We start from the raw sequence: 21630 nt of genomic DNA on the forward strand, positions 1-21630 counted from the left end.
TCCTTTCTTGAACTTACATGCAGTCCTTCGCCAGGCCGTGGCGAAAACGCCGTGGTACGCCAAACGTAAGAGTTACCGGGTGCTGTTCTGGCGAGAAATAACGCCCCTGGCCGTGCCAATCTTCCTCGAAAATACCTGCGTATTGTTGATGGGCGTGCTCAGCACCTTCCTCGTCAGCTGGCTTGGCAAAGAAGCCATGGCGGGCGTGGGCCTGGCAGACAGCTTCAATATGGTGATTATGGCGTTCTTCGCCGCCATCGATCTCGGCACCACGGTGGTGGTGGCGTTCAGCTTCGGCAGGCTCGATCCGGAGCGGGCGAGGGCGGCGGCCAGGCAGTCGCTAATTTTAATGACCATCGTCTCGTTCATTATGGCGGCAGGCATTCACCTGGCGGGCACACACATCATCGATGTTATCGCCGGGAACGCCACGCCAGAAGTAAAAGGCCTCGCGCTTTCTTACCTGCAAACCACGGTCTGGAGCTACCCGGCGGCGGCCATCGCGCTTATCGGCAGCGGCGCGCTGCGCGGGGCAGGGAACACCAAAATCCCGCTGCTGATTAACGGCGGCATGAACATCCTCAATATCATCATCAGTAGTATTTTGATTTACGGCATTTTTGGCTGGGGCGGGCTGGGCTTCGTTGGCGCGGGTCTGGGGCTGACCATCTCGCGCTATATCGGCGCGGCGGGCATTATCTTCGTGCTGATGATTGGCTTTAATCCGGCGCTGCGCATCTCGCTGAAAAGCTACTTTACGCCGCTTAACTGGGGCATTCTCTGGGAAGTGCTCGGTATCGGCATTCCGGCAAGCGTGGAGTCGGTGCTGTTTAACGGCGGCAAGCTGCTCACGCAGATGTTCGTCGCCGGGATGGGCACCAACGTGATTGCCGGTAACTTTATCGCCTTCTCCGTTGCCTCGCTTATCAACCTGCCGGGCAACGCCCTGGGTTCGGCCTCGACCATCATCGTCGGCAGGCGGTTAGGAAAGGGGCAAATAGGCCAGGCGGAGCGCCAGCTGCGCCACACTTTCTGGCTGGCAACCTTTGGTTTGACGGTTATCGCGTGGGGAACCGCGCCGTTCGCCGGGCTTTTTGCCTCGTTCTACACCAGTGAAGATGACGTAAAAGAGGTGGTTAAAGTCCTGCTGTGGATGAACGCCGCGTTTATGCCTATCTGGGCCGCTTCCTGGGTACTGCCTGCCGGGCTTAAGGGCGCGCGAGACGCACGTTTTGCTATGTGGGTGTCAATGGCCGGGATGTGGGGCTGCCGCGTAATCGCCGGTTATACGCTCGGTATTGTATTGGGGATGGGCGTGGTGGGCGTCTGGCTTGGCATGTTCGGAGACTGGGCGGTGCGCGGGGCGTGCTTCTACTGGCGAATGGTCAGCGGCCGCTGGCTGAAAAAATACCCGCGACCGCCAAAAGAACCGCTTATTGCAGCAGGCAAAAGCCCGTTTAGCGGCTAAAGGCTCCGGCCAGAGAGCGAATATCGTTCCCGGTCGGCGCCTGGTGAATACGCAGCCCAAACTCTTCTACCACGGCAAAAATATGGTCGAAGATATCGGCCTGAATACTCTCGTACTCCGCCCACGCAACGGTATTGGTGAAGGCGTAAATCTCAATCGGCAGGCCGTCGTTTTCCGGTGCTAGCTGGCGCACCATCAGCGTCATATCTTTGCGAATACGCGGGTGGTTGCGCAGGTATTCATTCAGGTAAGCGCGGAAGGTGCCAACGTTGGTCATCTTGCGCTGGTTCAGCACCAGTTCGTCGGCGTGTTGCCGGTTGTACTCTTCAATCTCTTTGCTGCGCTCCGCCATATAAGGCTGTAACAGCTTCGCCTTCAGCAGCTTGTCCTGCTCTTCGTGAGACAGAAAACGAATGCTGGTGGTGTCGATGTTAACGCTGCGTTTGATCCTGCGCCCGCCGGAAGCAGACATCCCGCTCCAGTTTTTAAACGCGTCAGAAACCAGGGCGTAGGTTGGGATCGTAGTGATGGTGTTGTCCCAGTTGCGCACTTTCACCGTGGTCAGGCCGATGTCGATAACTGCCCCGTCAGCGCCGTATTTCGGCATTTCCAGCCAGTCTCCCAGCTTCAGCATGCTGTTAGCCGAAAGCTGAATACCCGCCACCAGGCCGAGGATCGGATCTTTAAACACCAACATCAGTACCGCGGCCATCGCGCCAAGGCCGCTGATGAGAATGGCCGGGGATTTACCAATCAGGAGCGAAACCATCATGATGCCGACAACAATCGCGGCAATCAGCTTCACGCCCTGGAAAATGCCTTTCAGCGGCAGCTGGGAGGCGAAAGTGAATCTCCCGGACAGGCCAAACACCACGTCGAGCAGCGAGAAGAACGACATCAGGGCGTAGAGCATGACCCAAAGCTGGGCGCAGGTGGTGAGTATAGTCGCCGCGTCGCTGCCTTTTTGCAGCCACAGCACCGCCTGTACGTTGACGATAATCCCCTGCAATAAAAACGCCAGCCGGTGGAACAGCTTATTCTGGGTAATTATCTGCAAAGACAGGCTGGTACTGGCCTGGGCGCGTTTTTCAAAGGTGCGCAGCACAATGCGATGCAGAATAACGTGAACAATTAGCGCGGTGAGAAAAATGATGCCGAAAATGACGATCAGGGAAGTGGTGTGGTCTGGCTGAAAGCCGTATTGCTTCAGTGCGGATATCAATTCCTGCATAACGTCTCCTTAACAAACAAGAGGACATGATGCCTTGCCGGGGCGGCGGTCGCAACCCGGCCGCCTGGTTAATGAACATATTTCCCCGCAAGGCTTACAGAAAACGCCCACGGCGGTTATGCTTAGCCTAATCACATCATGTTTAATAACAGGGAAATTATGATTCGTTTCTCCAGCCTCTCTTTTGCGCTGGCAGCGGTAACCCAAAGCGCTCTGGCCGTGACTTATCCGCTTCCGCCGGAAGGCAGCCGCCTGGTAGGCCAGCCAATAACCATCACCGTGCCGGAGGGTAATACCCAGCCGCTTGAGCACTTTGCCGCCCAGTACGGCCAGGGCTTCAGCAATATGCTGGAGGCTAACCCCGGCGTTGATCCGTTCCTGCCAAAAGTGGGCACGCAGCTGGTTATTCCGCAGCAGGTGATCCTGCCGGATACGGTGCGCGAAGGCCTGGTGGTGAACGTGGCCGAAATGCGTATTTATTACTACCCGAAGGGCAGCAACACGGTTGAGATTTTGCCTATCGGCATCGGCCAGGCCGGGCGTGAAACCCCGCGCAACTGGGTCACCCGCGTGGAGCGTAAACAGGATGCACCGGCCTGGACGCCAACGCCGAACACCCGCCGCGAATACGCCAAAGAGGGCAAAACGCTGCCTGCTTTTGTGCCGCCGGGGCCGGATAACCCAATGGGCCTTTACGCCATTTACATCGGCAAGCTGTACGCCATTCACGGCACCAACGCCAACTTCGGCATTGGCCTGCGCGTTAGCCAGGGCTGCATCCGCCTGCGCAACGACGATATTAAATACCTGTTCGACAACGTGCCGGTCGGCACCCGCGTGCAGCTGATAGACCAGCCGGTAAAAGTCACCGTCGAGCCGGACGGCAAACGCTGGTTAGAAGTCCACGAGCCGCTGTCCCGCAACCGCGCGGAGTTTGAGTCAGACAAAAAAGTGCCGCTCCCGATGACCACCGTACTGCGTAACGAAACCCAGGCCGCAGGCGTAAATGCCGTAGTAGTCAGCGAGGCGCTAAACCGCCGCTCCGGTATGCCGGTGCAAATTGGTTCTGCTGGTGGGGCGCTTTAAGCGGCAAGCCGTAGATAATAGCTAATCGTGAAAAGGCTGAGAGCAGACAATAAAACCCCCGTATAAATATTGTGCGACGGGGGTTTTATTATGTCTTTATCGCAATATTCAGGATGTAACTAGTAATGCTTTTGTAAATTATTCCAGAACGCTAAAAGCGCTGGAGTCTTTCTCCTTTTTATCTCCGCTGCGGCATCCAGCTATTATTCTGACTCTCTTTTTTGGTAGCTTACATTTAATAAATAAAACGTAAAACATACCTAATACATTCCCCCCGGCGGTAGCCGGGCAATGCGTGTTTTAAGGCCATAAAAGAGCTATGATTGGTGAAAATATAAACATATTTAAGGTGTTCTTTTTATGTGCCGATAAGAATAAATCGAAGGGCTACACAAGGAAGGGCTCCAGCAGCACATATATTGCGTCTTGCCAGCCCAACAGGTTTAACGATTGAGTCCATGATATGCACATAGAGAAATTTTTGACCGAATACGACGACTCGCTGACCGGTGAGTTGAATATAGATCCGCTTGGGCAACTGGTTATTTGGTCATCCTGGGGGCAGAGCATCTTTCGCAGCCGCATCACTTCGATCGCCAACGACGTGCGACAGTACACGCTGAACCTGCTGCATCACAGCGTAATGCGGCAGCTCATGGCGGATGAAAAGCTGCAAACTGCGGGCGCGATGAAAAAAGCCTACCCGAAAAAACAGGCACGGGAGTTTACCGCAGCCTGCCTTATTCACCTCGAGAATATCTACATCTATTCGATGATTGGGGCAGAAAAAAAAGGCGTTATGTTGACTGGCGTCCAGGGCATAAACAAAGCCCGGCTAAGGTGGAACACTGCAAATAATAACCCAGTGTTGCCCTTTGGCCATGACGGAGACAGTGAGATACTGACAAATCAGCTGGCTCTCGGGACTAACGGGCGTTACAAGTCGCCGATGATAAACATGCAGTTTTTCAGCACCGAATACCACTACGATCTCCCGGATAATAAACATGTCTGGCAAGCCGCCGAAGCATTTATAAACAACGTGCCTGCACTAAAAAAATTACGTGCGCAGGCGTTAGCGTATTTAACATCGCTGATGCAGGTCTCTTACAAACGCGATCTCGAGTCAGCCTGGGATAAGGTTCCGCCCGCGCTTAAAAACGCTTATGTGAAGGCTTTCCGAGATCCTGAAACAGTAGGAGACTACTCGCAGGAATTCTGGTTGCAAAGAACAGAGCTGAATAAAAACGCCGCGGGGGCGATTTATCAGGTTCTGAAGCAGGAACGGAAGGTCGAGTCGAAACTTTCCGACGCAGAAGTCTTTAGCCGTGCTATCCGGATTGCAGAGAAAATGCCGGAAATAGATGAGCATGAGCGAATGGCGCTGCAGCATATTAGCCGGGCTGAGCCGTTCCTGGCGCTTATCGACCTGATGTTCTCTGGCCTGCGCCGTCAAAGCAGCCAGACGCTGGCAGAGTTCAGCCAGTTCTGGCATCAGCATAAACTTACTGCGCAAGATCTACCGCAACTAGCGGCAAAATTGCAGCAGGACAAAGGGCTGTTAGCCTCGCTTATCGGTACGCCTGCCCGGCGTTTTCAGCAACTATTAACCCTTGCCAGCGCGCCAGAGCTTGAAGAACAGGTGCGTGGCCTGCTGGCTTACCACCAGGCGTTGATGGCAACACGCGGCCAGTTCCCGTGGTTGATACTGGAGGGGGATAACATCTCTTTGCAGGTTCCACCGTTGCAGCTGAATGCTGAGCGCACGAAGAGCGATTGGGTTAACCATTACTACCTGCCGCAGTTCCGGCACCTGTTGAGGGGATTGTGGGGGAACGCGGCATGAAACTATTAGAAGCCTTCAAAAAACAGATTTCACAGATGGGTAAGTTGAAGCGCGTCTGGCTGACGACCTTCAACCTGGATATCGCTTTTGTCGAAACCTGGGTTCTGCCCGCCGTATTGGGGATAGACCCGCCGGTTAGCCGCATGGATTACGAGGCGCTACAGCAGGCGATAAATGAAAGCGGTATCGACTTCCGCATTTACTGCGATCCGCGCGTGATGGCAAAAGATAAGCCCAAGCGCACTTCCGTAGCCGTGTATCCGGTTTCAGTTCGCGAACTTGCAAAGAGTGGTGCGCCATCTGCTGGCTATTTGGATGAAAATCGCAGCCTGTTCCATCCCAAAGTTTTTTACCTTGAAGACGAGGATAGAAAAATCGTCGTGGGTGCCGGGAGCGCTAACCTGACCCTCAGCGGCTGGGGGCGTAATCAGGAAGCGGTGGATTTCCGCTGTATTGCCAACAACCAGCAATATCAGCAGGTAAAACAATTTTTCATCCATACCGACAGCGACCTGGATCATAAAGAGTTTTTCCCTGTCCGCCGTACATTTATCGGCAAGGATGATGATTGGTCATTTATACACAGTCTGGGGGGACCCACTCTGCTGGATGAGCTTAAGAAAGGTGGCAAGTTGATGACGCTCAGCGTTTGGTCGCCCTATCTTGCCGAAGACATGGCCAGCTTTATCGATAAGCTTGACGAGCCTGATTTGAGGATTGAGCTGGTGCCCGATCTTGTCCACGGGCGCTATATTCGCACCCGATGGGACGCCCGACTACAGGCGCTTATAGCCGATAACAGACTTGCGCTCTTCCACTCCCCGGTAGCCAAAGATAGCCGCGCCCTTATGACTCACGCCAAGCTTTGGCTGGCGGAAAGCAGCAAGAGTAAAAGGCTGGCCATCGGCTCCTGGAATTTCACCTGGCAGGGCTGTAGTAGCCTGGGGGAGAAGGGCCGGAATATAGAAGCCGGTATTGTGCACAAAGTACCTCACAGTACCGAAATCAGTGGCAACGAGTGGGATGTTGATGCCGATGATTTTGCCAGTGAAGAATTGCTGGAAGAAGAGAAACTGGAACCGGAAGTCTTACCTCCATTTGACCTTACCGTGATTTTTAACTGGGCTCGTTGTGAATATGAGATTACCGGAAAATGGTTCGGCGCCAGGAAAGATGAGGTCTATCAGCTGCTGTTGCCGGGTATTAATGGCCCGGTGGAACTGGTATGGAAAGCCAGAGGCAACGAACTTAAGCTCCCGCAAAAGTTGGGTGTACTCAAGAGTGATGCCGTGCTGAACAGTCCGTTTTATTCCTTGCGAACGGCCGGTAAAACGGACTGGCAGGGCATGATAGTTGAAACGGGCACTGAGTACCGACGTGCGTTGAGCTTCGCCTCTCTGGACGATCTTCTGAATAGCTATTTGAGTTCCGCAGATCCTGCGGCAAGTGAACGACTCATGCTGAGAGCCGCTGGCGCACAGGATGAGATGCAGGGTGAAGGTGAGGCGGAAATTGTCTCTTCGGACGCGATCAGCTATTTCCGACTTTTCCAGGCGACGCAGCAACGGCGTAACTGGCTTGCGCAGACCCAGGAGGGTGCTCAGCTTTATCGCCGTTTATTCACCGAACCTGGCTGCCTGCAGGAGCTGGCAGAAATGGCCAGGGAGCGTGTTGAACTGGCGAAAAATACGGTCTTCGACTGGTTTCTGGCTCAGGAGGTTAACAGCCTTGCAGCACTGGCAAAAAAACGAGTCGGCAGCATTCGCCGTCAGTGCGGGGCAGACGCTATCACGGTGACACCGCTCCAGTGGGAGTCTTTGCAAGTTACCGCTCCCCGCCTGGAGGGAGATGCGGAAAGCCTGAGTTACATCACTGCCATCACAAAGGATTGCGGCTATGTCGAATAAGTTAAAAAAAATCATCACGCCGATTGAAGTCTCTGCCGTAATGAACTTCGATGCTTCAAACCCGCATTGGGAATACCAAAGCGAGGCGTCCAGCATGGCGGCTAAGCAGGCCGAAGGCGTGGCCGGGCTCTGGAATCTGCTGAATAAGCGCCGCCTGGCGTTACTTGCCGATGAAGTCGGCATGGGGAAAACCTACCAGGCTATGGGCGTGATGCTGCTGTTATGGCAGGTAAAACCCGATGCGCGTATTTTAGTGATGGCGCCTAACTCGACGCTTTGTAATAACTGGAAAACGGAATTTGCTACCTTTACCCGGCAGCACTATCGGGCAGTAAACAATGCGTTTACTTCTCCACAAGGAGAGGCGAAATATGCTCCGCAAATTCACCCGAGATTAGCGTGTCTGGTAGAGGCCGTAGAGCAAAAAAAACATCACTTTTATCTGACTACCATTCATTCATTAAGCGGGCTTGTGCCCCCGGATGAAAAAGACAATCCCAATAAAGCCGCCAGGCGTTATGCCAGGAATTATCGGCAGCGAATAAAACAGGCGCTGGGGAAAGGCGGGTTTGATCTGCTTATTATCGACGAGGCCCACTACTTCCGTAACCGGGGCGATTCTCAGCGTGCCGCGGCGGCAGAGGCCTTCTTTGGCAACGAGCAGGACAGGCTGGCCAGTAATGTTCTGCTGCTAACGGCAACGCCAAATCACTCTCAACCGCGCAATATCTTCGACATCCTGAGCTATTTCAGCGAGCTCTCTAAAAGCTTTGATAAGGATGATGTTCGGGCACTAATGAAGCATTTTTCCATCCGCCGCCTGCGGAAGATGCAGGGCAAAGAGGGCAATCACTGTAAGTATGAATACCGCCATGAGCACGCAAGCGCAGCGAATTTTAAGGGGCGAATGGATGCCGAGTTGTTCTTCGCCCTTTACCAGAAGCAATTGGTGCTGGAGCTGGACAAGGAGAAAAAGTCTGGGGGTGATAAGCGCATGCTCTACGGTTATCTCGAAGGGTTTGAGTCCACGGGCAGTACCGCCAGCGCAGAGCAAAGTCAGAATGGAAATAGAGATGAAAGTATCCATGAGGATTTTAACCACGCTCGCGACTCGACGCTGTTAAGCAAACTGACCCGGCAGTTTCACGATATCTATCATCGCTTCCCCGATCACCCCAAATACGATGCGTTGGTTAAAGCCTGTATGGCGCACGATTTGTTCGACCACAAAGTCCCGCTGGACAGCAGTAAACATCTGGTGTTTGTTCGCCGGATCCCCTCTGTACGTGAAATTACTCAACGTATAAATGCCCGTTACGACGAAACAATGGCAGAGCGGTTAATGATTGCCTGGCGTCTGTCCGATGAAGAAAAGGCGGAGTGGCGCAGATCATCCTGGTCCCGGGAGGTGCTGGCTAAACTCCAGCCCGGCAAACATGGGGAAACCCAGGATCCGGACGACCCTTTGCCGGAAGAGAGTGCGGATGATGAATCCGACCCCAATAACGATATAAAGCTCTTCAGTAAAATTGCTGACCTGTTTGTTACCAAAAATACCGGCCTGCGCCGCACCGACTGTACTAATGTCAGCCTGCGTTTCCGCCGCCCGGAAAGTCTGTTTTCTCTGTTCCTGGAGCCGGCCCTGGACGGTACAAACGGTGCTTATCACTATTATTATCGTAGAACGTCCGGGGATCGGCATCGTGATAACTACGGAGATGCCGCTCGCGATGCCCGCGCTCAACAATCTGGGCCTCTGCCGGGAGTGAAATATACCCGGCCGTTGCCCACCGCCTGGGGATTGATGTTTGACCTCCTGCCTGAATCGGCAACGCGGCAGCTGGAGCAGTGGCGTGACCGCCCGGACGGGATGGCCATCATTGAAAACTTTGCCAACTATTTGCGTACCGGCTACCTGTTTGCCAGCCCGGTGATGATCGAACTTTATTGTTGGTTTACTGAATTTAACCGCGAGCCACAGCGGGCCGATGTTCAGCAGCGCTACCTGCATTTTATTAAGTGGGTTAAGCCAAAGCTAAAAAACTCGCTGATGCTGCGCTACTTTGTGGATGCCGTTGGAACGTTTGAAACCCTGTGCGTGAAAATTGTTGGGCAGAGGCTGGAAAACAACGGGTACAGCTGGCGTGAATTAACCAGCCTTAATAGCCCGGCCTGGTATGCCAGCGGGCAGTCTGGCAACCGCGAACGCTTGATTCGTGGCTTTAATTCTCCCTTCTTCCCGAATGTTCTGGTGGCGACCTCGGTGATGCAGGAGGGGGTGAATCTTCATCTGCATTGTCATCAGGTGCACCATTATGGTATTGCCTGGACACCGGGTGACAACGAGCAGCGAAACGGGCGAGTTGACCGTCTCTTTGGCCGCATCAATTCGCTGTTGCAGGAGAGGGGGGAGGCAAGGATGAGCATCAATTATCCTTACCTCGAAGGCAGCTTCGATCAGGATCAGCTGGCCTCATTTATTCGCCATAAACACGGTGTTGAAGAGAAGCTGGATAGTTGCGAATCCCACGATTTTGACCGCGAGATAGACCTACAGTCGGATACGCAGGGCTGGCGGCGCTGGCTACGGCAGCCATCAGATGACCGGCTTATTGAAGATCCCTATCCCGCAAAATTTGATGTGGAGTAGTGCGCAACGCAGAAGGCTGCTGAAAACCGCCTGAAGTCCTGAAGATGTACAGCGGTGATACGGCTCAGGAAAGGTAGAAAAAAACGCACGGAGGAGACCGCTCCGTGCGTCGAGTTTATTTAAACCCCAAGGCGATCGCGGAGGCTGTAATAGGCCGCACCCATAGCGGTAAACGGAATACGGAAAGTACGGCCACCGGGGAACGGGTAGTGCGGCAGATTCGCAAAGGCATCAAACCGTTCAGCATCACCGCGCAGCAGTTCCGAAATCAGGCGGCCCGCCAGGTGGGTGAAAGTGACGCCGTGGCCGCTGCAACCCTGCATGTAATAAATGTTGTTATCCAGACGGCCAAGCTGCGGCAGGCGTGACAGCGTCAGCAGGAAGTTACCGGTCCAGCTGTAGTCAATTTTTACGCCCTTCAACTGCGGGAAGGTTTTCAGCAGGTTTGGCATTACCAGGCGCTCAATATCCGCCGGATCACGAGCGCCATACACCACGCCGCCGCCGTACAGCAGGCGGTTGTCGCCGGTCAGGCGGTAGTAATCCAGCAGATAGTTACAATCCTCCACGCAGTAATTTTTCGGGATCAGCGAGCGGGCCAGGTCTTCACCCAGCGGCTCGGTGGTCAGCACCTGGGTGCCACACGGCATGCTGCGTTTCGCCAGTTCTGGCTCCAGCTTGTTGCCCAGGTAAGCGTTACCGGCAACGATAACGAAGCGTGCCGTAACCTGGCCTTTTGCGGTACTCACCACGGCCGGGCTGGTGTGCTGAATATGGGTGACCGGCGACTGTTCGCATACGCGTCCACCGTTGAGGCGAATGGCGTTAGCCTCCCCAATCGCCAGATTGAGCGGGTGAATATGGCCGCCGCTGTGATCGAGCAGGGCGCCCACGTAGCGGTCGCTGTTCACTTCGCGTTTAAGCTCTGCCTCGTCCAGCAGTTCGAGTTGCGTGTTGCCGTAGCGCTCCCAGTTGCCCTTCTGCTCTTCCAGGGTTTCCATCTGCTTGTGGTTCATGGCAACGAACAGGCCGCCAGGGCGATAGTCGCAGTCGATCTGGTAGCGCTTGATGCGCTCGCGAATAATTTGCCCGCCTTCAAACATCATGCCGCCGAGCAATTTGGCCGCTTCAGGACCATAGCGGCGCTCTATTACGTCAATGTCACGGCTGTAGGAATTTACCAGTTGCCCTCCGTTGCGCCCGCTGGCGCCAAAGCCGATGCGCGCGGACTCAAGCAGCACCACGTCATAACCCATTTCAGACAAATGCAGCGCGGAGGAGAGGCCGGTATAACCCCCGCCGACCACGCAGACATCGCAGGTTAAGGATTCGGTTAGCTGCGGAAAGGGTTCATATTTATTGGCGCTGGCTGCGTAATAGCTGGTGGTATGTTCAGTCATGATTAAGGCTCCAGGGCAATCCAGATAGTTTTCAATTCGCTAAATTTTTCGAGGGCATGCAGGGACTTATCGCGTCCGTTGCCGCTCTGTTTGTAGCCGCCGAAGGGCACGGTCATATCGCCGTCGTTGTAGTTGTTGACGAAAACAGAACCCGCTTTAAGGTTGCGGCTCATGCGGTGAGCGCGGGAAAGATCGTTAGTCCAGACGGCGGCGCCAAGCCCGTAATCGCTGTCATTAGCTAATGCCAGCGCTTCGGCTTCGGTTTTAAAGCGGGTGATGACCAGCACCGGCCCAAAAATTTCGTCGCGGCTTACGCGGGCGTCCGGCGCGGTGTCTATAAAGATAGTTGGCCCGATAGCGGCGGGGTGCGTACCGTTGCGGCCATCCAGCGCCAGCCTGCCCTGACTTTCGCCGTCGCGAATAAAGCCGTGTACGTTGTCGGCGTGTGCGCTGTCGATAAGCGTGCCCATGGTGGTTTCAGGGTCGAGAGGGTTACCCGGCAGCCAGTTTTTGGCCTGCGCTTTCAGTTGGGCAATAAAGTCATCGGCAATGCTTTCTTCAAGCAGCAGGCGAGTTCCCGCGATGCAGACCTGGCCCTGGTTATAGAAGATCCCCGCTGCGGTGGCTGCGGCTGCTTTTTGCAGGCTCGGGCAGTCGGCAAAAACGACATTCGCACTTTTCCCGCCCGCTTCAAGCCACACGCGCTTCATGTTGCTGTCCCCGGCGTCTTTCAGGAGCTGTTTGCCGGTGCGGGTGGAGCCGGTAAAGGTCATGACATCCACATCGGGATGCTGAGAGAGCGCCTGGCCCGCCTCGTGGCCGAACCCGCTGACGACGTTTAATACACCGTCCGGCAGGCCTGCCTCTTTTGCCAGCGCCGCCAGGCGGATCGCTGATAGCGGGGATTTTTCGGAAGGCTTGAGGATAACGCTGTTGCCCGCCGCCAGCGCCGGGCCAAGTTTCCAGCAGGCCAGCAGCAGCGGGAAGTTCCACGGCACGACGGCGGCAATTACGCCAATTGGCTCGCGCACAATCAGTGCTAGTTCGTTGACGCCGGTTGTCGCCACTTCGCCATACACTTTATCAATGGCTTCCGCGTACCAGCGAATAGCGCGAGCCGCGCCGGGAATATCGTCGCGCAGGCTGTGGCGAATGGGCTTGCCGGTATCGAGCGTTTCCAGCAGCGCCAGCTCTTCGCGATGTTGCAAGATTAAATCAGCCAGTTTATTGAGAACGGATTTGCGTGTGCCGGGAGATGCCTGCGACCAGTCTCCTCGTTCAAATACGTCTCTGGCGGCGCGTACGGCACGATCAACGTCGGCCTTTTTCCCACGGGCGATCTCTGCCAGCGCGTGCTGTGCAAAAGGATCGGCAGTGGTAAAAGTTCCTCCGTCCTGTGCAGAACAATATTCACCATTAATAAAGAGGCGGGTTTCCGGCGAGGTGTTTTTTGCTTTCTCCTGCCAGTAATTCAGATGCTGAAAGTCCATGTTTACTCCTTTTATTCAATCGGATAAATGGCCTTACTGGGTCTCTTCAGGCAAATTTGGGCTGCAAAAAGCCCCAGGAAATCATTCCTGTTAAAAACGTTGTTTAAATAAGGCCTGAATAATTCAGGCCGTCGGAATATTAGAACGTGGTGGGGGTGTGGGCACTGATAATGCGGCAGATGCCTGCCGAGGTGTTGCTGAAGCTATGAGGTATGCCGGTGTTGATGGCATAACTTTGCCCCGCAACGAGGTGCCAGGTCTGGCCGTTGACGGTCAGTACCACTTCACCTTCCAGTATCGTGCCCGTTTCCTCACCCTGGTGTTTGATCCTCTCGCCGGTCGTTGTACCTGGCTGATAAGTCTCGATGATCATCGCCAGCGTTCGGTTAGGGTTCCCATTGTGAATCAGTTTCATTGAAACCCCCTGACTGCCTATCTCAATCAAATCTTCTTGATCGATGACTACCTGGGGCTCATCAGGTTTTTCTGGTTCTGCGAAGAACTCGGAGAGCGACAGCCCGTAGACTTTCAGCAGCTTTTGCAGCGTACTGATGGCAGGACTGACTTTGTCCTGTTCTATGGTGCTGATGGCGCTATGCGTTAATCCAGACAGTTCGGCGGCACGACGTTGAGAAAGACCCAGTTGCTGGCGGATCTCTGACAAACGTTTACCCGGCGCCAGGCCGTCATCGCTCATATTGGCATTTCCTTAACAGTAGTGGTCAGAGCCGCTGCTTTTCAGCGAGATAGCTCTGACAGGCGGTGATAAAACCTTCTAGCAACAAACGCGACAGGGCGTATTCGCTACTGTTCCATTCAGGATGCCACTGCACGCCGAGGGCGAAAGGGTGGTCGTGAACGCTTGCGGCTTCCACCAGACCATCCTGCGATCGCGCTTCTACGCGCAGCAGCGGCCCCATTGTTTTCGCTCCCTGGCCGTGTAGTGAGTTAACCCAAAACGTGTTGCAACCCGGTATCAAATGCGAAAGCAATCCTCCTTCCTCTACCTGAACTTCGTGGGATGGTGCGTACTGCTGCTCCACCGGTAGCTCAGGATCTTCACGGTGTTCCAGAAGCTGAGGCTGATCGCACAGGCGACGATACAGAGTCCCGCCGGTGGCGACAACCAGTTCCTGTAAACCCCGGCAGATGGCGAAAATGGGAATGCGCCTTTTGAGCCCGGCGGCAATAAGCGCCATGCTCAGCTCATCACGCCCGGGATCGGCGTCAGGCTCATCGCCATTTTCACCATAGAGGCCTGGCTGGACGTTGCTGGGGCTGCCTGGCAGGAAAATGCCGTCAAGTTTGGGCAACAGGGCATTGAGCAGTTCCGGCTCCGCGAGAGCGTGTGGCAGAGCAATCGGTAATCCACCCGCATTCAATACGGCATTCAGGTACTTTTCCTGCAGAGTTTGGGTCTCATGACCCTTAAGTCTGTTCCTGCACATCACAACACCAATAACTGGCTTGTCAAATATATCGACCATGATCACCCTCACATAATGGACTAAATTATTGCCAAACGATTCCTTGTTGCCCGTTTCCGTTCAATATTTTTTCAATCTAGCAGCGGCGTAACGTGTTTGCAAACTTCAATTAACATTTGACAAACATTTTGTTTGGATCAAAATTCAAAGTGGACATTATATTTAACGGTCGAAATCGACGGTCGGCATCCAAAGCAACGGCGGTGAATAATGGAAACCAATATTGTAGAAGTAGAGAATTTTGTTCAGCACAGTGAAGAGAGGCGAAGTAGCGCGTTTGCACGCGAAGTAAAAAACTACCTCGAGCGTTACCCTAATACGCAATATGTTGATGTTCTGCTCACTGACCTTAACGGCAGCTTCCGTGGCAAACGCATTCCGGTTGCCGGGCTGCGTAAAGTAGAGAAAGGCTGCTACTTCCCGGCATCCGTATTTGCGATGGATATTCTGGGTAACGTAGTAGAAGAAGCGGGGTTAGGGCAGGAACTGGGCGAGCCGGACCGCAATTGTGTGCCGGTGCCGGGAACATTGACGCCGTCGGCGGCGGACCCGGAATTTATTGGTCAGATGATGCTGACCATGCTGGATGAAGATGGCGCTCCCTTTGACGTTGAGCCGCGGAATGTGCTTAACCGCCTCTGGCAGCAACTGCGCCAGCGCGGTCTTTTCCCCGTGGTAGCGGTAGAGCTGGAGTTCTATTTAATTGACCGTCAGCGCGATGCTGAAGGCTACCTGCAGCCGCCGTGTGCGCCGGGTACGGATGACCGTAATACCCAAAGCCAGGTCTACTCCGTTGATAACCTCAACCACTTTGCCGACGTCCTGACCGACATTGATAATCTGGCTCATTTGCAGCTGATCCCGGCAGATGGCGCGGTGGCGGAGGCTTCGCCGGGGCAGTTTGAAATCAACCTGCATCACACCGACAACGTGCTGGACGCCTGCGACGATGCGCTGGCGCTGAAGCGTCTGGTCCGCACCGTGGCAGAAAAGCATAAGATGCACGCCACCTTTATGGCTAAGCCGTACGAAGAGCACGCGGGCAGCGGGATGCACATCCACATCAGCATGCTCAACAATAAAGGTGAAAACGTACTCGCAGACGCGGACGGCGAAGATTCAGCCCTCCTCAAGCGTTCGCTGGCGGGGATGATCGACCTTATGCCTTCTTCTATGGCGCTACTGGCGCCGAACGTTAACTCCTGGCGCCGTTTCCAGCCTGGAATGTATGTCCCGACCCAGGCTTCCTGGGGGCACAACAACCGCACCGTTGCGCTGCGTATTCCCTGCGGCGACCGGGATAATCACCGGGTCGAATATCGCGTTGCCGGAGCCGATGCGAATCCGTATCTGGTCATGGCCGCTATTCTCGCGGGGATTTTGCACGGCCTGGATAACGATCTTCCGCTGCAAGAAGAGGTTGAGGGTAATGGCCTGGAGCAGGAAGGGCTGCCGTTCCCGATTCGCCAGAGCGATGCATTGTGGGAGTTCACGGAGAACGACTCGCTGCGCAAGCTGATGGGCGAGCGTTTCAGCCATGTCTTCCACGCCTGTAAGAACGATGAGCTGGTTCAGTTTGAGCGTCTTATCACAGAAACAGAAATTGAGTGGATGCTGAAAAACGCCTGATTTTCTCTCCTGCCCGGCGGAGAGAAGTAGCCGGGCGAGCCGAAAAGACAAGCAGCATCATTCGGGCTGAGCGGAGCCAGGCCGGACATTTACAGGGCAACCTGTCATTTCCCGAAGTCGCGTAACGGAGCGCAGGCGGCAACGGGTCTCCAGTTAACGACAAAGCGTACGACGAGGAAATGAGATGATGCAGACGCAAATGTTTAAATACCCGCACGGCGAAGGTGAGCGCTGCTGCCACATTGATAACGACGGGCCAGCGGAGCACGCCAGCCAGACCCTCACTCCCCGACAATTACGATTAACCCCCAGGCTAAGCAGGCTTGTGCGAACGAAGATATCTTCGCGAACCTGCATCCGCGTGGGGGGAAATCGTCATGGCGATTAGTTCTCCGGTCGAGCACTCTTCGCAGGCGGGCAAACCGCAGTTGCGTAAATCGCTAAAACTCTGGCAGGTTGTGGTGATGGGGCTTGCCTATCTCACGCCGATGTCGGTGTTTGACACTTTTGGCATCGTCTCCGGCATCAGTGATGGCCACGTTCCAGCTTCTTATTTGCTGGCGCTGGCGGGCGTACTGTTTACGGCCATCAGCTACGGCAAACTGGTACGGCAGTTCCCGCAGGCCGGGTCCGCTTATACCTACGCCCAAAAAGCTATCAGCCCGCACGTCGGGTTTATGGTGGGCTGGTCATCGCTTCTGGACTACCTGTTCTTGCCGATGATTAACGTTCTGCTGGCGAAGATTTACCTGTCGGCGCTGTTCCCGGAAGTGCCTCCGTGGATTTGGGTGGTTGGCTTTGTCTGCATCCTCACTGCGGCAAATTTAAAAAGCGTGAATCTGGTGGCGAACTTTAACACCCTGTTTGTGCTGGTGCAGGTCGCTATTATGGTGGTGTTTATCTTCCTGGTGGTACAGGGTCTGCATAAAGGGGAGGGGGTGGGCACGGTCTGGTCGCTTCAGCCGTTTATCAGCGAAAATGCGCACCTGATCCCGGTTATTACCGGGGCGACGATAGTCTGCTTCTCTTTCCTGGGTTTTGACGCTGTGACCACGCTTTCCGAAGAGACGCCGGACGCCGCCCGCACTATTCCTAAAGCCATTTTCCTGACGGCGGTTTATGGCGGCATTATTTTCATCGCCGCGTCGTTCTTTATGCAGCTGTTCTTCCCGGATATCAGCCGCTTTAAAAATCCGGATGCGGCGCTGCCGGAAATAGCACTCTACGTGGGTGGGAAGCTGTTCCAGTCGATATTCCTTTGCACCACATTTGTGAATACGCTGGCTTCTGGCCTCGCGTCTCATGCCAGCGTGTCGCGCCTTTTATACGTGATGGGGCGTGATAACGTGTTCCCGGAAAAATACTTCGGCTATGTACACCCGAAATGGCGCACTCCGGCGCTGAACGTCATTATGGTGGGCGTGGTTGCGCTGTCGGCACTTTTCTTTGACCTGGTGACGGCAACGGCGCTGATCAACTTTGGCGCGCTGGTGGCCTTTACCTTCGTCAATCTGTCGGTGTTTAACCACTTCTGGCGGCGTGAAGGGCGCAATAAAACCTGGCGGGAAAAACTGCATTATATGATTTTGCCGCTGATTGGCGCGGCTACCGTCGCGGTGCTGTGGGTAAACCTCGAAGCCACCTCACTGACGCTTGGGCTGGTGTGGGCTGCGGTTGGTGTGCTGTATCTCACCTGGCTGACCCGCCGTTTCCGCAGGCCTCCGCCGGTGTTTGACGCCAGCAAGGCCGAACGCGCCTGGGAGTAATGCAGGCCGTTTGCCATAGACAAAAGCAAAAAGCCCGCTCGGTTTTCCCTGAGCGGGATTCTCAAATATGGCTCCTCTGACTGGACTCGAACCAGTGACATACGGATTAACAGTCCGCCGTTCTACCGACTGAACTACAGAGGAATCGTGTGAACGGGGCGCATATTAACGGCGGGGGGGCGGGTTGTCAAAGCCTGTTTTGGCGAAATGCGCTCAACTGCCGATTAATCCAGCAAATCAATGAAAAAGGCCGCATTTCTGCGGCCTTTGAGCGGTTACCGGCTGCGCTGAACGCTGACCGGCTCCGTAGCTGATGCAAGCCAGCGGCGGGTTTCTTCTCCAACGCGAGGGGAGAGCGTCTCGCGCACCTGCCGGTGGTAATCATCAAGCCAGGCTATCTCCCGGGTACTCAGTAAATCAAAATCTACCGCCGCCAGGTCAATAGGGATGAGCGTCAGCGAGGCAAACTTGCAGAAACCGGGCTGAGAAGCGACGACTTCCACCTGGTTTTCAATACGAATACCGTAATGGTCCGCCAGATAATAGCCCGGCTCGATGGTAATGATGTTGCCCGGCAGCATTGGCCACGGGTTTACCTTTTTCGCCATGCGGTGCGGGTTTTCATGGATCATCAGGCGGTGGCCCACGCCGTGCCCTGTGCCGTGGTCGTAATCCAGCCCCAGCGCCCAAAGCGGGGCGCGGGCAAACGCATCCAGCTGGTGGCCCTGAGTACCCTGCGGGAATTGCAGAGAGATAAGCGCCAGGAAGCCTTTGAGCACCGCGGTGTAATGCAGGCGGCGGTTCGCGTCCAGTTCGCCAAAGCTCAGGGTGCGCGTGGCGTCGGTGGTGCCGTTGAAATACTGGCCGCCGGAATCATTCAGGTAGAACTGGTCGCCGGTAAGCGCGAAGTTGGTTTCCGGGGAAGAGTGGTAATGGCACATCGCGGCGTTACTGCCCGCGGCGGAAATAGTGCTAAAACTCTGCTCGGTGAAGTTAGCGCTCTGCTGGCGGAAGCCGAGCTGTTTTTCCTGGGCTTCCAGCTCCGTTACAGGGTTGCCTGCGGCCTCGCGCAGCGGAACTTCCCGGGTTAACCAGGCCAGGAAATTCACCCAGGCAACGCCGTCATCAACGTGACTGCTGCGGTAGCCCGCCAGCTCGGTTTCATTCTTGTTGGATTTGATTAACGTTACCGGGTCTGCGGCCCATATTACCTCGCCGCCGCCTTGTTCAACGGCGAAGCGAACCGCCACGGGTGAGTAATCGGCGTCAATAAGGATGCGTTTTCCCGCCGCGACCTGCTGGCAGCGCCCGATAAAAGCCTCCATCGGCTGGGGCGTGATCCCTGCCAGCGCGGCGTTATCCAGCCCGTGCAGTTTGGCAGGATCAACAAACCACTCGATGTCGCCGCTGGCGCTCACCAGGGCGAAGGAGTGTGGGACGGGGTTCATCGCAATATCGGACCCGCGCACGTTCAGCAGCCAGGCGATATTGTCCGGCAGCGTCAGCGCCAGGTAATCGGCACCGGTTTTATTCAGCGCCTGAGCCACGCGAGAGCGTTTTGAGGTAGAACTTTCACCGCTCAGCTCCTCCGGCATGGCGCTAATGGCTCCGCAGGGTGCCGCCGGGCGATCGGGCCAGATAGCATCGAGCGGATCGTCATCCACGGTCACCAGGTCACAGCCGCTGGTACGCAGATTTTCGTACTGGCTGTTTACCATTAGCAGTGGTTCGAAGGCGATACGTTTTCCTGCGGGGAGATTGTCGCGCAGCCAAAGGTGCAGCGGCTCATCATGCAGGTGATGAATGTCGAACTCCTGCAAATTCACCTGGTGGCGAGCCTGTACCTGGTAGCGGCCATCAACGAACAGCAGGGCGCGGTCGGCGAGGATCAGCGCCAGCCCGGCCGAGCCGGTAAAGCCGCTGATAAAGGCCAGTTTATTGTCGTGTGGGGCGCAGTCTTCGCTCTGGTGAGCATCGGCACGCGGGACGATAATCCCGTCCAGTTCGCGCTCCGTGAGCAGCGCACGCAGTGCGCCGAGTGTGGAGGTGTGTTGCATCCAGTTTCCTTATTATTGTTGTTAGCGGAATGGCGGTTCGTTGAAGGTGCGCAGCTTGCGTGAATGCAGCTTCTCACCTTCGGCGCGCAGGAGATCAATGGCCCGAATGCCGATTTGCAGGTGCTCGGAAATCGCCCCTTCATAGAAGCGGTTTGCCTGGCCCGGCAGTTTTATCTCGCCGTGCAGCGGCTTATCGGACACGCAAAGCAGAGTGCCGTAAGGCACGCGGAAGCGGTAACCCTGGGCGGCAATCGTGGCGCTCTCCATATCGATTGCGACCGCGCGGCTAAGGTTGAAGCGCAGCGCCGAGGCGGAATAACGCAGCTCCCAGTTACGGTCGTCGGTAGTGACCACCGTCCCGGTACGCAGGCGCTGTTTGACCTCTTCGCCCGGCATGCCGCTGACCTGTTTGGTGGCGTCGTAAAGCGCACGCTGTACTTCGGCGATGCTCGGGATAGGAATATCCGGCGGCAGCACGGCGTCGAGCACGTGGTCGTCACGCAGGTAGGCATGTGCCAGCACGTAATCACCAATCTGCTGGCTTTCGCGCAGGCCGCCGCAGTGGCCAATCATCAGCCAGGCATCCGGGCGCAGTACCGCAAGGTGGTCGCAGATGGTTTTGGCATTGGAGGGGCCAACCCCGATGTTGATAAGCGTGATGCCGCTGCCGTTTTTGTCGATCAGGTGCCAGGCCGGCATCTGGTGTTTCTTCCAGGCGAGGTCGGAAATCGCTTCTTCCGGGGCTTCCGTCTCGGCGGTCAGCCAGGTGCCGCCCGCGCAGGAGAGCGCGATATACGGGCTGTCCGGGTCAAGAATTTGCTGGCAGCCCCAGCGCACAAACTCATCCACGTAGCGGGTGTAGTTGGTGAACAGCACAAAGGGCTGGAAGTGCTCAACCGGCGTGCCGGTGTAGTGGCGCAGGCGAGCCAGCGAGAAGTCAACGCGGCGTGCATCAAAGTGCGAAAGCGGCCAGGCCTCGGTCGGGTGGAACAGCCCGTCCGCCGTTTCGTCGCCAATTTGCGCCAGCTCGGTGGTCGGGAAATGGCGCGTCAGCCCCGCGCTCATGGTGCGGTCGAGGTTCAGGCCGTCCAGCACGTACGGGTAAGGGATTTCGTGCTGCGACGGGCCAACTTCAATGTGGACGCCGTAATCTTCGCACAGCAGGCTTAATTGCTCATTGAGGTAGCTGCGGAACAGCGCCGGGCGCGTTACCGTGGTGGTATAGCTGCCGGAATGGGTAAAACGGGCGTAGGAGCGGGTGTTCTTCGGGCCTCTGGGAACGCCGTCCCAGCTTACGCGCAGCTCCGGGTAAACGAACAGGCCGTCGGAGCGGGCGTCAACGTCCGGCAGCGTGCCCTGTTGGGTATAGAGGGCTATTGCATCGCGCAGTGCGGCGACCGAGTTTTCGTACAATTCTTCCAGCTTTTCCAGAGCCTGCGCAGGCGTCAGCCCCTGATTTACAACGTTATTATCCATTGATTCTCCTTTACCGGTTCAAACCGGGTTAGACCCTCAGTATGTCATGCCGTGGCGAGAACGGAAGGGGAAGACAGCCCGGGTTGTGTGCCTCATAAAAAATTAATCACAAATAGATGAATACCCGGGCAGGCATT

14 protein-coding genes and 1 tRNA gene are annotated in these 21630 nt (G+C 55.6%); 7 read left to right on the forward strand and 8 right to left on the reverse strand.

Annotated features, from left to right (window positions below; all coding sequences use genetic code 11):
• Positions 1 to 7 precede the first annotated feature (7 nt).
• Positions 8 to 1468, forward strand: coding sequence for an EmmdR/YeeO family multidrug/toxin efflux MATE transporter (locus FOC35_RS16660; RefSeq protein ID WP_172569552.1), 1461 nt, complete (start codon positions 8 to 10; stop codon positions 1466 to 1468).
• On the opposite strand, the gene FOC35_RS16665 is transcribed toward FOC35_RS16660, so the two are convergent.
• The gene (locus FOC35_RS16665; protein WP_172569553.1) at positions 1458 to 2699 is read right to left on the reverse strand and encodes a mechanosensitive ion channel family protein; all 1242 of its coding nucleotides are present in this window, start codon (positions 2697 to 2699) and stop codon (positions 1458 to 1460) included. The two genes, FOC35_RS16660 and FOC35_RS16665, sit on opposite strands and share 11 nt — an antisense overlap.
• A gap of 159 nt (positions 2700 to 2858) precedes the next feature.
• On the opposite strand from FOC35_RS16665, the gene ldtA reads away from it, so the two are divergent.
• The 4 genes from ldtA to FOC35_RS16685 all read left to right on the forward strand — a co-directional run bounded on the left by ldtA (position 2859) and on the right by FOC35_RS16685 (position 10188).
• Entirely contained in the window at positions 2859 to 3785 is a 927-nt protein-coding gene (gene ldtA, locus FOC35_RS16670) for a L,D-transpeptidase (protein ID WP_172569554.1), read from the forward strand.
• 463 nt (positions 3786 to 4248) lie between these two features.
• Complete coding sequence (locus FOC35_RS16675) at positions 4249 to 5631, forward strand: hypothetical protein (RefSeq protein WP_172569555.1); 1383 nt, start codon at positions 4249 to 4251, stop codon at positions 5629 to 5631.
• The gene (locus FOC35_RS16680; protein WP_172569556.1) at positions 5628 to 7538 is read left to right on the forward strand and encodes a hypothetical protein; all 1911 of its coding nucleotides are present in this window, start codon (positions 5628 to 5630) and stop codon (positions 7536 to 7538) included. The genes FOC35_RS16675 and FOC35_RS16680 overlap by 4 nt, the downstream gene beginning before the upstream one ends.
• Positions 7528 to 10188 (forward strand): DEAD/DEAH box helicase family protein, encoded by a 2661-nt coding sequence (locus FOC35_RS16685; protein WP_172569557.1) that lies wholly within the window; start codon positions 7528 to 7530, stop codon positions 10186 to 10188. Before FOC35_RS16680 ends, FOC35_RS16685 begins: the two co-directional genes overlap by 11 nt.
• A 119-nt stretch (positions 10189 to 10307) precedes the next feature.
• On the opposite strand, the gene FOC35_RS16690 is transcribed toward FOC35_RS16685, so the two are convergent.
• From FOC35_RS16690 to puuD, 4 genes are all read right to left on the reverse strand, one after another.
• Entirely contained in the window at positions 10308 to 11588 is a 1281-nt protein-coding gene (locus FOC35_RS16690; RefSeq protein ID WP_172569558.1) for an FAD-binding oxidoreductase, read from the reverse strand.
• Positions 11589 to 11590: 2 nt separating this feature from the next.
• Positions 11591 to 13078 (reverse strand): aldehyde dehydrogenase PuuC, encoded by a 1488-nt coding sequence (gene puuC / locus FOC35_RS16695; protein WP_172569559.1) that lies wholly within the window; start codon positions 13076 to 13078, stop codon positions 11591 to 11593.
• A 139-nt stretch (positions 13079 to 13217) separates the two neighbouring features.
• Positions 13218 to 13775 carry an HTH-type transcriptional regulator PuuR gene (puuR, locus tag FOC35_RS16700; RefSeq protein ID WP_172569560.1) on the reverse strand — a complete coding sequence of 186 codons (558 nt, stop codon included), beginning with the start codon at positions 13773 to 13775 and terminating at the stop codon, positions 13218 to 13220.
• A 25-nt stretch (positions 13776 to 13800) separates the two neighbouring features.
• Entirely contained in the window at positions 13801 to 14565 is a 765-nt protein-coding gene (gene puuD / locus FOC35_RS16705) for a gamma-glutamyl-gamma-aminobutyrate hydrolase (protein WP_172569561.1), read from the reverse strand.
• Positions 14566 to 14775: 210 nt separating this feature from the next.
• Here puuD and FOC35_RS16710 point away from each other — a divergent pair, with 210 nt between their 5' ends.
• Both FOC35_RS16710 and FOC35_RS16715 read left to right on the forward strand, forming a co-directional pair.
• Positions 14776 to 16194 (forward strand): glutamine synthetase family protein, encoded by a 1419-nt coding sequence (locus tag FOC35_RS16710; protein ID WP_172569562.1) that lies wholly within the window; start codon positions 14776 to 14778, stop codon positions 16192 to 16194.
• Positions 16195 to 16571: 377 nt separating this feature from the next.
• Positions 16572 to 17960: an APC family permease gene (locus FOC35_RS16715; RefSeq protein ID WP_172569563.1), complete on the forward strand. Its 1389-nt coding sequence runs from the start codon at positions 16572 to 16574 to the stop codon at positions 17958 to 17960.
• 68 nt (positions 17961 to 18028) lie between these two features.
• Here the strand turns inward: FOC35_RS16715 and FOC35_RS16720 are convergent.
• The 3 genes from FOC35_RS16720 to FOC35_RS16730 form a co-directional block, all read right to left on the reverse strand.
• Positions 18029 to 18104 (reverse strand) — tRNA-Asn (locus FOC35_RS16720).
• Positions 18105 to 18235: 131 nt separating this feature from the next.
• Complete coding sequence (locus FOC35_RS16725) at positions 18236 to 20017, reverse strand: aminopeptidase P family protein (RefSeq protein WP_172569564.1); 1782 nt, start codon at positions 20015 to 20017, stop codon at positions 18236 to 18238.
• A 21-nt stretch (positions 20018 to 20038) separates the two neighbouring features.
• Entirely contained in the window at positions 20039 to 21493 is a 1455-nt protein-coding gene (locus tag FOC35_RS16730) for an AMP nucleosidase (protein WP_172569565.1), read from the reverse strand.
• Between the last annotated feature and the right edge of the window lie 137 nt (positions 21494 to 21630).

It is taken from the genome of Cedecea sp. FDAARGOS_727 (assembly GCF_012273235.1).
In the GTDB taxonomy this organism is placed as follows: domain Bacteria; phylum Pseudomonadota; class Gammaproteobacteria; order Enterobacterales; family Enterobacteriaceae; genus Cedecea; species Cedecea davisae.

Bases quoted from the DNA above. Each gene is read 5' to 3' on its own strand.
- puuR (WP_172569560.1), bottom strand. From the start codon at position 13,775: ATGAGCGATGACGGCCTGGCGCCGGGTAAACGTTTGTCAGAGATCCGC.
- FOC35_RS16730 (WP_172569565.1), bottom strand. From the start codon at position 21,493: ATGGATAATAACGTTGTAAATCAGGGGCTGACGCCTGCGCAGGCTCTG.
- FOC35_RS16680 (WP_172569556.1), top strand. From the start codon at position 5,628: ATGAAACTATTAGAAGCCTTCAAAAAACAGATTTCACAGATGGGTAAG.
- FOC35_RS16690 (WP_172569558.1), bottom strand. From the start codon at position 11,588: ATGACTGAACATACCACCAGCTATTACGCAGCCAGCGCCAATAAATAT.
- puuD (WP_172569561.1), bottom strand. From the start codon at position 14,565: ATGGTCGATATATTTGACAAGCCAGTTATTGGTGTTGTGATGTGCAGG.
- FOC35_RS16675 (WP_172569555.1), top strand. From the start codon at position 4,249: ATGCACATAGAGAAATTTTTGACCGAATACGACGACTCGCTGACCGGT.
- FOC35_RS16710 (WP_172569562.1), top strand. From the start codon at position 14,776: ATGGAAACCAATATTGTAGAAGTAGAGAATTTTGTTCAGCACAGTGAA.
- FOC35_RS16715 (WP_172569563.1), top strand. From the start codon at position 16,572: ATGGCGATTAGTTCTCCGGTCGAGCACTCTTCGCAGGCGGGCAAACCG.
- FOC35_RS16725 (WP_172569564.1), bottom strand. From the start codon at position 20,017: ATGCAACACACCTCCACACTCGGCGCACTGCGTGCGCTGCTCACGGAG.
- ldtA (WP_172569554.1), top strand. From the start codon at position 2,859: ATGATTCGTTTCTCCAGCCTCTCTTTTGCGCTGGCAGCGGTAACCCAA.
- FOC35_RS16685 (WP_172569557.1), top strand. From the start codon at position 7,528: ATGTCGAATAAGTTAAAAAAAATCATCACGCCGATTGAAGTCTCTGCC.
- FOC35_RS16665 (WP_172569553.1), bottom strand. From the start codon at position 2,699: ATGCAGGAATTGATATCCGCACTGAAGCAATACGGCTTTCAGCCAGAC.
- puuC (WP_172569559.1), bottom strand. From the start codon at position 13,078: ATGGACTTTCAGCATCTGAATTACTGGCAGGAGAAAGCAAAAAACACC.